This window comes from Streptomyces sp. NPDC047072, assembly GCF_040643855.1.
In the GTDB taxonomy this organism is placed as follows: domain Bacteria; phylum Actinomycetota; class Actinomycetes; order Streptomycetales; family Streptomycetaceae; genus Streptomyces.
This window is the reverse complement of record NZ_JBEYVC010000262.1, coordinates 1-10,871: the sequence shown is the minus strand read 5'-3', so window position 1 is coordinate 10,871 and position 10,871 is coordinate 1. Positions and strand designations below refer to the sequence as shown.

6 protein-coding genes and 1 tRNA gene are annotated in these 10,871 nt (G+C 71.3%); 4 read left to right on the top strand and 3 right to left on the bottom strand.

Annotated features, from left to right (window positions below; translation table 11 throughout):
• The coding region (locus ABZ896_RS49930; protein ID WP_360945216.1) for an MFS transporter at positions 1-287 on the bottom strand (287 nt) is incomplete at its 3' end.
• 110 nt (positions 288-397) lie between these two features.
• Between ABZ896_RS49930 and ABZ896_RS49925 the strand changes: the two genes are divergently transcribed.
• The 3 genes from ABZ896_RS49925 to ABZ896_RS49915 all read left to right on the top strand — a co-directional run bounded on the left by ABZ896_RS49925 (position 398) and on the right by ABZ896_RS49915 (position 6,583).
• Entirely contained in the window at positions 398-1,039 is a 642-nt protein-coding gene (locus ABZ896_RS49925) for a helix-turn-helix domain-containing protein (protein ID WP_360945213.1), read from the top strand.
• A 152-nt stretch (positions 1,040-1,191) separates the two neighbouring features.
• Positions 1,192-3,327, top strand: a complete 2,136-nt coding sequence (locus ABZ896_RS49920) for an SGNH/GDSL hydrolase family protein (RefSeq protein ID WP_360945209.1) — start codon at positions 1,192-1,194, stop codon at positions 3,325-3,327.
• Between the two features lie 22 nt (positions 3,328-3,349).
• Positions 3,350-6,583 carry a GH92 family glycosyl hydrolase gene (locus ABZ896_RS49915; RefSeq protein ID WP_360945206.1) on the top strand — a complete coding sequence of 1,078 codons (3,234 nt, stop codon included), beginning with the start codon at positions 3,350-3,352 and terminating at the stop codon, positions 6,581-6,583.
• 55 nt (positions 6,584-6,638) lie between these two features.
• On the opposite strand, the gene ABZ896_RS49910 is transcribed toward ABZ896_RS49915, so the two are convergent.
• Entirely contained in the window at positions 6,639-9,944 is a 3,306-nt protein-coding gene (locus tag ABZ896_RS49910) for a GH92 family glycosyl hydrolase (RefSeq protein WP_360945203.1), read from the bottom strand.
• 117 nt (positions 9,945-10,061) lie between these two features.
• Positions 10,062-10,149: transfer RNA gene (locus ABZ896_RS49905), tRNA-Leu, on the bottom strand.
• A gap of 172 nt (positions 10,150-10,321) precedes the next feature.
• Here ABZ896_RS49905 and ABZ896_RS49900 point away from each other — a divergent pair.
• Entirely contained in the window at positions 10,322-10,747 is a 426-nt protein-coding gene (locus ABZ896_RS49900) for a PAS domain S-box protein (RefSeq protein ID WP_360945200.1), read from the top strand.
• Positions 10,748-10,871: the final 124 nt, after the last annotated feature.

Here is a 10,871-nt window from a genome sequence, read left to right as displayed (position 1 = left end):
AGCACGAAGATGACGATGGCGGCCTGGAGCAGCGTCTTCTTGCTGAAGAGGTCGGCGAGTTTGCCCCAGATCGGAGTCGTGGCCGTCGTGGTGAGGAGGGTCGCGGTGACGACCCACGTGTACTGGGTCTGCGTCCCGTGCACGGCCCCGATGATCTTCGGCAGCGCGCTGGAGACCACGGTACTGCTGAGGGTCGAGACGAAGAGCGCCAGCAGCAGGCCGCTGAGCACCTTCAGGATCCGGCGGCGGGACGCGGGGGCCGCCTGCGGAGAACTCGGCTCGCTCACTGTGCTCCTCGGCAGGCTCGCGCTTCGCTATACACGGCGTATGGCGACATCGGTTCACCATACACGGCGTATGGTGAAGTCCTGCGGCGCTCGTAGCAGAGACTGGGTGCATGGAGCCAACACCCCGCAAGAACCTGCGCGAAGAGCAGAAAGAGCTCACCCACCGCCGACTGCTCGACGCGGCCGTCGCGGTGTTCGCCGAGAAGTCCTTTCTCGACGCGCGCATGGAGGACATCGCGCAGGCCGCGGGGGTGACCCGGGTGACGGTCTACGCCCACTTCCCCGGCAAGGCCGAGATCGTCGACGCGCTCGTGGACCGCGTCTACGGCCTGATGGGCGAGGCGTACGCCGAACTGGCCGCACTCCCGCGGTGGACGCCGGCCGGCATCCGGAGCTGGCTCGACGACGCGGAGACCCGCTGGCGGGAGATGGCGCCCATCCGCCGGGTCACCAACGCGGCGGCCCCGGGGGCGTTCCGCAGCCTCAGCGAGGGCCGCGCGCGCTACCTCAAGGCGCATGAGCACTACGTCGGTCTCCTGCTCGGACAGCCCGACCGCTGGCGGGACACCGACCCCGGGGAGGCCCGCCAGCGGGCGCTGATGGCGGTACTGCAGACCGAGTCGTTCTTCTCCATGTGGATCGCCGCCGGGTGGCCGTCGGACACCGCGGACCCGCTGCGCCTGCTGGCCGACGCCCTCTGCCATCTGCTGGCACCGGCGCTGGAGAACGACCGGACGCCCACGGGGCATTAGACAGCGGGATCCGGACCATCCCCTTGGCGGCTCGCGCCGTCGCTGCTACCTTCTGCCCGTCAGATGGTGACAACGTTGCCATGCGCGGCGCGAGTTGGCCGACTGGCACGCGGGGTCCGTGAGCCGGGAGAGCCGAACTCGGGGGATTGCCCATGCGCAGGTTCGTGACACTGATCGTGCTGTTCCTGATGGCCGCGTGTTGTCCCGCCGCCGCGGCCGTCGCGGCAACTCCCCCGCCAGACAATGGCAGTTGGGTCGGGACCTGGGCGGCCGCGGCCAACGGTGGTGTGAGCGAAGCCGGTTACGCGGGCTACACCATCCGCAACCTCGTCCACACGAGCATCGGCGGAGAGCGCGTACGGGTGAAGCTGTCCAACGCCTTCGGTACGAAGCCCGTGTTGTTCGCGCACACCACGGTGGGCCTGCAGCGTGTCCCCGGCAGCGCGGTGATCGCGCCCGGCACCCTGCGGGACGTGACCTTCGGCGGGCAGCGCGCCGTGACGGTCCCGGCGGGCGCGGAACTCTACAGCGACCCCGTGGACCTTCCGCTCGCCGAGGCCGCCGACCTCTTCGTCACCACCTACACACCCGACCCCTCCGGCCCGGTCACCTACCACTACCTCGGGCTGGCGACGTCCTTCTACGCCACGGACGGCACGGACCACGCCGGCGACCTCGGCGCGGGCGGGCTGCCGTCGACGACGCGGTCGTGGCACTACGTCACCGAGGTGGACGTGCAGCCGGGCGGCTCCGCAGCGGGCGCGGTCGTCGCCCTGGGCGATTCCATCACCGACGGCGACCAGTCCACGCCCGACACCGACCGCCGCTGGCCGGACCGCCTGGCGGCACGCCTGAGCGCGAGCCACGGGACCGCCGCCCGGTTCGGCGTGCTCAACGCCGGCATCGCGGGCAACCGGGTCCTGCTCGACGGCGCCGGTGAACGCGCGACGGCCCGGCTGGACCGCGATGTCCTCCAGCGGGCGGGGGTCCGTACGGTGGTCGTGCTGGAAGGGATCAACGACATCCTCCAGGGCCAGCACGACCCGGACCGGATCATCGCGGGCCTGCGGGAGATCGCCGACCGCGCCCACGCCGCCGGCCTGCGGGTGATCGGCGGCACCCTCACGCCCTTCGGGGGCTTCGGACCGTACGACGCGGACAAGGAGGCCGCCCGCGAGGGCGTCAACAGCTGGATCCGGTCCGGTGGCGTCTTCGACGCGGTGGTCGACTTCGACGCCGCCGTCCGCGACCCGGCCGACCCGCAGCGCATGCTGCCGCGCTACGACAGCGGGGACCATCTGCATCCCGGCGACGCGGGCTACCAGGCCATGGCCGACGCGATCGACCTGCGCGCGCTCGGCCGTCCCGGACCGGTGCGGCCGGTGCCGCCGACCCGACCGGAGCGCTCGCTGACCGTGGGCGTGGGACCCGAGCGGACCGTCGCGATCGCGGGCCGCGCGGCCACCGTGTCCCTCACCTCGCGCGTGACGGTCCAGGGTCCGGGCACGGTCCGCGGCAGCTTCGCCGTCATCTTCGACGGTGTACGTCAGGAGCACGCGTTCGCCGTACGCAGCCAGGGGCGCTTCGCCCAGCTCGACCTCACCCGGGATGTGCGGGTGCCCGTCACAACGGCCGCCGGGACGCACCGGATCACTGTCACGGTGCGTACCCGTGACGGCGGCCGGGCCTCGGCGGTCGCGACCGTCGACGTCGAGCGCGTGGGCTGCGAACAGAGCGACGACGCCTGCGCGTTGGACCTGGACGGCACGTACGACCGCGACGCGATCGCGTCCGCCGCCCGTCCCGACGACGGCGACTTCGACGGGCTCGGCTGGAGCTACGCCGCCGAGACGCTGCCCGCGCCCGGTCCGGTCGTCCTCGCCGGGACGCCGTTCGGCTTCCCCTCGGGTGCGGACGGCGTCGCCAACACGGTGACCGCCCACGGCCAGACGCTCGCGCTGCCCGCTCTCCGCGCCCGCGAGCTGCGGCTGCTGGGGGCCGCGAGCAGCGGAGCGGTGGACGACGTCGCCACCGTCACCTACACCGACGGATCGACCGCGCCCCTCCCCCTGCGCTTCAGCGACTGGGCCTCCGGCCCCCAGGTCGGCGAGGACGTCGCCGTCGCGGCACCGTACCGCTACCGCGCCGGCGTGGGCCGCGACGGGCCGCCGGTCGACATCTACGCGCGCACGATCCCGCTCGACCCGGACCGGACGGTCCGCTCACTCACTCTCCCGGACCAGACACGGCTCAAGCTGTTCGCCGTGACGCTGCGTCAAAACCCTTGAGCCGACTACGCAGGAGTCGTACATGAGACGTCTCAGCACGCAAGTCGCCGCCGTCACCGCGGTGTTGGCGGCGCTGGCGGTGGCACCGGGCGGGTCAGCCTCCGCCTCGCCGTCGTCGCCGGCCACCACGACAACGTTGTCCACGCTGGTGGACGATCCGGCCGCCTACGTGGACCCGCTCATCGGCACCGGCAGGGGCGGCGAGTCGGTGGGAGAGATCAACAACTTCCCCGGTCCGTCAACCCCGTTCGGCATGATGCAGTTCTCCCCCGACACCGAGGGCTCCTACGCCGGGTACCAGTACCACAGCGAGCGGATCAAGGGCTTCAGCCTCGATCACGCGTCGGTCGGCTGCACCGCGTTCGGTGACGTGCCGCTGCTGCCGGTCGTCGGCGACCTCGGGGCCGCGCCGTGGGACCGCACCGAGAAGTTCACGCACACCGACGAGCGGGCGGAGGCCGGCTACTACGCCGTGACCACCGGCGACACCACGCGGACCCGCACCGAACTGACCGCCACCACCCGCACCGGACTCGCCGCGTTCACCTTCCCCACGGAGGCGGCGGGCAAGGCACAGGTGCTGGTCAAGGGCGGCGGCAGCCTGAAGGGCGACAAGAAAGCCGAGGTCCGGATCACCGGCGACCGTGAGGTCACCGGCTCCGCGACCACGGGCGACTTCTGCGGCAACGGCAACGAGTACACCCTGTACTACGCGATCACCTTCGACCGCCCCTTCACCGCCCACGGCACCTGGGACGGCGACTCGGTCACCGAGGGCGGCGATGCGGTGGACTCCCCCAAGGCGGGCGCCTACCTGACCTTCGACGCGGCGCAGGGTCGCACGGTCCGCGCCAAGGTCGCCATGTCGTACGTCTCGGTCGACGGCGCCCGGGCCAACATGGCCGCCGAGATACCCGGTTGGAGCCTGGACGACGTACGCCGGCAGACCCGGGCCGAGTGGACCGACGCACTGCGCAGGATCCGGATCGCGGGCGGCGAGAGGAGTGAACGGACGATGTTCTACACGTCCCTCTACCGCTCGCTGCTGCACCCGAACACCTTCAACGACGCCGACGGCCGCTACATCGGCTTCGACGACGAGATCCGTACGCTGCCGAAGGGCCGCACCCAGTACGCCAACTTCTCCGACTGGGATACCTACCGAAGCCTCGCCCCGCTGCAGGCGATGCTCTTCCCCGAGCAGGCGAGCGACATGGCGCAGTCGCTCGTCAACGACGCCGTACAGGGCGGGTGGTGGCCGCGCTGGCCGCTCGCGAACGACTACACGGCCCAGATGACCGGCGACAGCTCGGTGGCGCTGATCGCGAACCTGTACGCCTACGGCGCCCGTGACTTCGACCTGGACACCGCGCTCGAGTACCTGGTCAAGGGCGCGACTTCGGTCGACAGCACGCCCGGCGCGTACCAGGAACGGCCGGGTATCGAGGACTACTTGGCGCGCGGTTACGCGAACAACAGTGTCGTGCGCGGCGATCACGCCCGTGTCGGCGCCTCGGTCACCCTGGAGTGGGCGATCGACGACTTCGGGATCGCCCAACTGGCCAAGGCGGCGGGCGACTTGGACACCGCACGCACCTTCACCCGGCGCGCCCAGAACTGGCAGAACGTCCTGAACCCGGCGACCGGTTACCTCTCCCCGCGCGGCGAGGACGGCCGGTTCCCCGACGGGCCCGGCTACCAGCCGCCGGCGGCGGGCCGGTTCGGGCAGGACGGCTTCGACGAGGGCAACGCGGCGCAGTACAACTGGCTGGTGCCGCAGAACACCGCCGGACTGGTCCGGGCGATGGGCGGCCGCGGAATCGCGGCGCAGCGGCTCGACACCTTCTTCACCGAGCTGAACGCCGGGCCGAACGAGCCGTACATGTGGGCCGGCAACGAGGTCAACTTCGGCGTCCCATGGGTCTACAACCACGTCGGACAGCCCTGGAAGACCCAGGAGACGGTACGCCGGATCGCCACCACCCTCTTCAGCCCGACCCCGGACGGCGAACCGGGCAACGACGACCTCGGCGCCCTGTCCTCCTGGTACGTCTGGGCCGCGGTCGGCCTCTACCCCGCCACCCCGGGCACCCCCGACCTGTCGGTGCACAGCCCGCTGTTCCCGCGCGTGGTCCTGGACCTGCCGGGCACCGGACGCGACCTGGACCTCCGTGCCCCGAAGGCCGCCGCGGACACGCCGTACGTGCACGGATTGCGGCTCAACGGCCGTGACTGGCAGCGCACTTATCTCCCACAGTCCGCGGTCACCAAGGGTGCCCGACTGGACTTCGACCTGTCCGCCACACCCGACAAGTCCTGGGCGGCCTCGGCGAAGGCGGAGCCGCCGTCGTACCGGGAGGGCGAACAGGACTTCCTGGCGTACGCGACTCCGAACCAGGTGATCGCCGCCCCGGGTGGTGCCGGCGCGAGGCTCACGGTGTCGGCGCAGCGGCTCGGCGGACACGACCGCTCTGTCACGGTCGCCGCGAACGCCCCTGCCGGGCTGACGGTTTCGGGTGGACGTGTCTCCCTCGACCCGCGCACGGGCTCCGGCACCGCCGACCTGACGGTGACGGCGGCGACCGGCACCGACCCCGGCTACTACGAAGTCCCGCTCAACATCCGAGGGAGCGGCGAAAGTTCGGTGCAGCGCACCGCGATCGTGCTGGTCGCCGAGGACGGCGGGGTCACCGCGGCCCTCGCCGGCGCGTACTCGGGCACGGGCGTGTCCGGCGACGGCAAGGCCGTCGAGGCCGACTACGACGGCGCCGGGAACAGCTACTCGCGCCAAGCGCTGGCAGCCGCCGGGCTCACGGGCGGTGCGCGGGTGGAGGCTTCGGGCACGTCCTTCGTCTGGCCCGGTCCGCCCGTCACCCGGCCGGACAACATCACGGCGAACGGCCAGACGCTCGACATCGCGGCCGACAGCAAGGACGCCGAGCGGCTCCTGTTCGTCGGTTCGGCCACCAACGGCGACCAGAAGGGGAGCGCCACGGTCAGCTTCACCGACGGCACCACGGCCCAGGCCGACCTGTCCTTCGGCGACTGGACCAAGCCGGGCGGGGGTTCGGAGCCGGTCTACGGCAACACCGTGGTGGCGAGGACGCAGTACCGCAACACACCGGGCGGCAAGGGCGCGCCGGTGTACGTCTTCGCGACCCAGCCGTACGACGTGCCGGAGGGCAAGCGGATCGCGTCCGTGACCCTGCCGAAGAACGGGAATCTGCACGTGTTCTCGGTGGGGCTCGGCGGTTGACGGAGCAGTCCCCGGCTCCTCTCCGGCCGATGGCCGAAGGGGAGCCGGGGATGGCCTACGACAGGGTGATCGCGTACACCTCCACCCGCGCGTCGTCCGGAAGCACCACCGAGCGCACTGCCTTCGCGCCGTCCAACGCGACGGACTGGCCGAACAGCCGTACCGGCGGCAAGTCGACACCCTGGCCGGACTTGATCCGGTGGGGCATGTCGAGGACGACGGTGCTGCCCACGGGCGCCGGTCCGGCCCAGTCGCCGACCTGGAGCGGGACCTCGGCGCTGCTGCCGTCGGCGTACCGGACGGTCAGCCGGGTCGTCACCGGCCCGTTGTGCGAGGCCGCCACCAGGCGCAGGGTGCCCTGGCCGCGGGCGGGCAGCATCAGGGTCTGGCCGCGGGCCTCGACGAAGTTCGCCGCGGTGCCGGTCGGGTCCGGGGCGTCGTACGTCACTCCGTCCCAGGTGACGGGACCGGCGGGCGGCAGCAGGTCGGCGTCGTAGCTCCAGCCGCCGCCGTCGAAGTCGCCCTGGCCGGACTCCTCGACGGTCGCCGTCCCGTCGTGTTGCAGGTCCCTGCTCAGGTCGACCGCGCACTGTCCGTCCGCGACCGTGGCGCACTCCGCCGCCGGGCGCACCTCGACGGTGGCCTCCCGGGTGACGGTGCCAACTCCCTTCGCCTCCACGGTGACCCGCACCGGGTAGGACCCGGTGGCGGTGCCGGGCGGCACGCCCACCGCCAGCTCGACGGTCTGCTGCACGGGCAGACGCTGGGACCGGATCCGCAGCGGTGAGCGGGGAGTTGTCGTCACCCGCCAGCCGTTCGGCGCCTGTGCCTTCACTGCCACGCGCAGCTCACCGGGGGTCTGACCGAGGACGTCCAGGGTGAGGTGGGCGGTCTGCGCGGTGTCGCCGACCGGGACGACGTCGGCGGAGCTCCGCAGGGACGCGTCGAGGTGCCGACGGCCGTCCGCAGCCGCCTGGTTGACCGACGGTGGTGCGGCGCCCGCACCGGTGCCCCAGGCGGACGGCGCCGTACCGAGCCGGTGGGCCAGCGTGCCGCCGTGCGCGATCCTGTCCCAGTCCAGCGAGGTGCCCCGTACCTCGCGGCCGTCCAACGACACCTTCTGGACGTACCGTTGGGCCTCGCTCGCCCCCGGCGCGCTGATCCTCAGCGTCCCACCCTGCCGCTTCCCGTACGTGCCGATGGTAACGGTCGCCGACTCGAACTGCGGGCTGGACAGCGCCAGGAAGCCGCCGCCGCTCATCGTCGGGTACAGGCCGAGCGAGGAGAACACGTACCAGGCCGACATGGTGCCGAGGTCGTCGTTGCCGGTCATGCCGTCGGGCCCGTTGGTGAACAGCGTCATCGCGGCGCGCACGACGGTCGCCGTCTTCGCCGGCGCGCCCGCCCACAGATACATGTACGGCGCGAGCAGATCGGGTTCGTTGTTCGGGTTGTAGGTCGCCTTGCCGTAGTAGTCGTACGGCTGGGAGATCCAGTCCTCGCGCGCGGTGCCCGCCGGATCGGTGAGCAGCTTGTCGTGGACGAAGAAGGAGTCGAGCCGCTTCTCGGTGGCCTTGCGGCCGCCCATCAGCTCGACGAGCCCGGCGGGGTCCTGCGGCACGAGCCACTGGTACTGGTAGGCACCGCCCTCGTGGAACTGGTGGCCCGCCTCGACCGGGTCGTACGGCGTCAGCCACGTGCCCTCGGTCGTGCGCGGCCGGAACCGGCCGGTCGAGGAGTCCCAGAGGTTGCGGTACCACTGGCCGCGGGCCGCGAACTTGCGTGCGTCGGCGCCGTGTCCGAGCCCTTCGGCCATCAGGGCCAGGGACGCGTCCGCCGCCGCGTACTCCAGGGTGGCGGAGGCCGGGTGGTCGCAGTCGTTGTCGCCGCCCTTGTCCGCGCAGTCCTTGCCCCGCTCCAGACCGGAGGGGATGTATCCGCGCTGGGCGTAATACTCCACCGCGGAGCGGCCGTTGTACGGGGAGTCCGCGGGCGGCGTGCTCGTCGCGTTCTTCCTCAGCAGCGCGTAGGCCTCGTCCTCGTGCCCGGCCAGCAGGCCCTTGGACCACGCCTCGACGAGGAACGGCGTCACGGGGTCGCCGGTCATGATGTTGGTCTCGCTGTTGGCCAGCGCCCACCGGGGCAGCCAGCCGCCGTCCCTGCCGATCGCGACGACCGACAGCGCGACATCCCGGGCGACGCGCGGCTCCAGCATTTCGAGGAGCTGGTTCTGCGGACGGTAGGTGTCCCACAGGGACAGGTTCTGGTACGGCGTGAAATCGGCCGCGGTGTGCGCGGTGCCGTCGAAGCCCAGGTAGCGCCCGTCTACGTCACCGGCGAGGTTCGGGTGCAACTGGGCGTGGTAGAGGGCGCTGTAGAACACCTTCTGCCGGTCCGGGTCGCCGCCGCCGATCCTGACCGAGGAGAGCTGCTTCTCCCAACTGGCGCGCAGGGCCGCGCGCGTGGCGTCGAAGTCGTAGGAGTCGCCGGTCTCCGCCGCGAGGTTCTTCCGGGCACCGTCGAGGCCGGTGTACGACAGCCCCACCTTCACGACGACGTCCCGGTCGGCGGTGGCGTCGAAGGTCACCCAGGCGCCGTTGCCTCCCTCGCCCGCCGCATCTCGGGTGCCGGGCGCGGGAGTTGCACCGCGCCAGGTGCCGTGGTCCTTGAAGGGGCGGTCGAAGGTGGCGGTGAAGTAGACGGTGTGCCGGTCCCGTCCGGCGCAGAACTCCCCTGCGCGCACCCGCCCTTCGACGGTACGGTCGCCGACCACGTGCACCTCGGAGTCGAACACCTTCTGGTTCGCCTTGCCGGTGTTGAACAGCACGTTCGCCGCACCGGTGGCGGGGAAGGTGTACCGCTGCCAGCCGGTGCGCTCGGTGGCGGTCAGCTCGGCGTCGATGCCGTACGTCTTCAGCCCCACCCGGTAGTAGCCGGGGGTGGCTTCCTCGTCGTCGTGCGTGTAGGTGGAGCGGTAGGTGTCGGGGTCCACGCTGTCGACCGCGCCGGTGGTCGGCATGAGGGGCAGTTCGCCGGCGACACCGCAGCCGACGCCGGAGAGGTGGGTCTGGCTGAAGCCGTGGATCCTGTTCTGCTGGTAGTCGTATCCGCCCTGGCCGCCGGTGTCGGGGCTGACCTGGACCATGCCGAAGGGGGCGCTCGCCCCGGGGAAGGTGTTTCCGAAGTTCTGGGTGCCGATGAAGGGGTTCACCAGCGCGGCCGGGTCGGAGACCGGCGCCGCGGCGGCCGCGGCCTCAGTCGCAGCCGCCGGGAGCGCACCCCCCAACAACAGGCCCGGTAAGAGCAGGCCGACGCCCGCAGCGGTCGCGCGGGCCATGATCCGTCTGAGGAACAGCCTCATCGGGCAGACTCCTTGACAACGTTGTCTCGCGGGAAGGTAGACGCGAACATGCCATGTCGACCGGAGCGTCGTCAATCCTGACAACCAAAAAGACCCCACATGAAGTGGGGTCTCAGCTGGTGTCCGAGGGGGGACTTGAACCCCCACGCCCGATAAAGGGCACTAGCACCTCAAGCTAGCGCGTCTGCCATTCCGCCACCCGGACGAGGTGTCTGCCGCTTTGACGGGGGTGTTCCCCGTGGCGACATGGACAACAATACCAAGCTTTCGGAGCGCCCTTCACCTGCATATCCGTGCCCCAGAGGGCTGCACTCTGCCGCGTGACGACAGTATTCTGTATACTATTGGCCATCCAACGGCCCCGGCTCGGAGGCGACATGGAAGATCTGGATTCCGCGGTGGTGCTGGCCATGGCAGCCCAGGCACCGGACGGCATAGTGATCACCGACAGGGAAGGACTGATCCACTACTGGAACCGGGGCGCGGAGCGCATCTTCGGGTTCCCGGCAGCCGACGTGACCGGGCGGAGTCTGGACGTCATCATTCCCGAGCGGCACCGCAAGCGGCACCAGGAAGGCTTCGACGCCGCCATGGAGCGCGGGTCCAGCAAGTACGGGGACGCGGATCTGCTGAACGTGCCCGCGCTGGCGGCGGACGGCCGCAAGATCTCCATCGAGTTCAGCGTGGTGCTGCTGTCGGGCCCCGACGGCAGCCCCTACTGCGGCGCGGTCATCCGGGACGTCACCGCGCGGCGCGAGCGGGAGCGGGAGTTGATGCGGCGACGGGCCGAGGCGTCGGTCTGAGCGACCTGCGGACGGTATGCGAAAGGCCGTGACCTTCTACACCGACGCCGGCATCGACCTCAGCCGCGGCTCCGATCGAGTCGGCCACCGGTTCCGCGGCCGCGGAGGCCGCCGTCGCGACGGC

Bases quoted from the DNA above. Each gene is read 5' to 3' on its own strand.
- ABZ896_RS49920 (WP_360945209.1), top strand. From the start codon at position 1,192: ATGCGCAGGTTCGTGACACTGATCGTGCTGTTCCTGATGGCCGCGTGT.
- ABZ896_RS49910 (WP_360945203.1), bottom strand. From the start codon at position 9,944: ATGAGGCTGTTCCTCAGACGGATCATGGCCCGCGCGACCGCTGCGGGC.
- ABZ896_RS49915 (WP_360945206.1), top strand. From the start codon at position 3,350: ATGAGACGTCTCAGCACGCAAGTCGCCGCCGTCACCGCGGTGTTGGCG.
- ABZ896_RS49925 (WP_360945213.1), top strand. From the start codon at position 398: ATGGAGCCAACACCCCGCAAGAACCTGCGCGAAGAGCAGAAAGAGCTC.
- ABZ896_RS49900 (WP_360945200.1), top strand. From the start codon at position 10,322: ATGGAAGATCTGGATTCCGCGGTGGTGCTGGCCATGGCAGCCCAGGCA.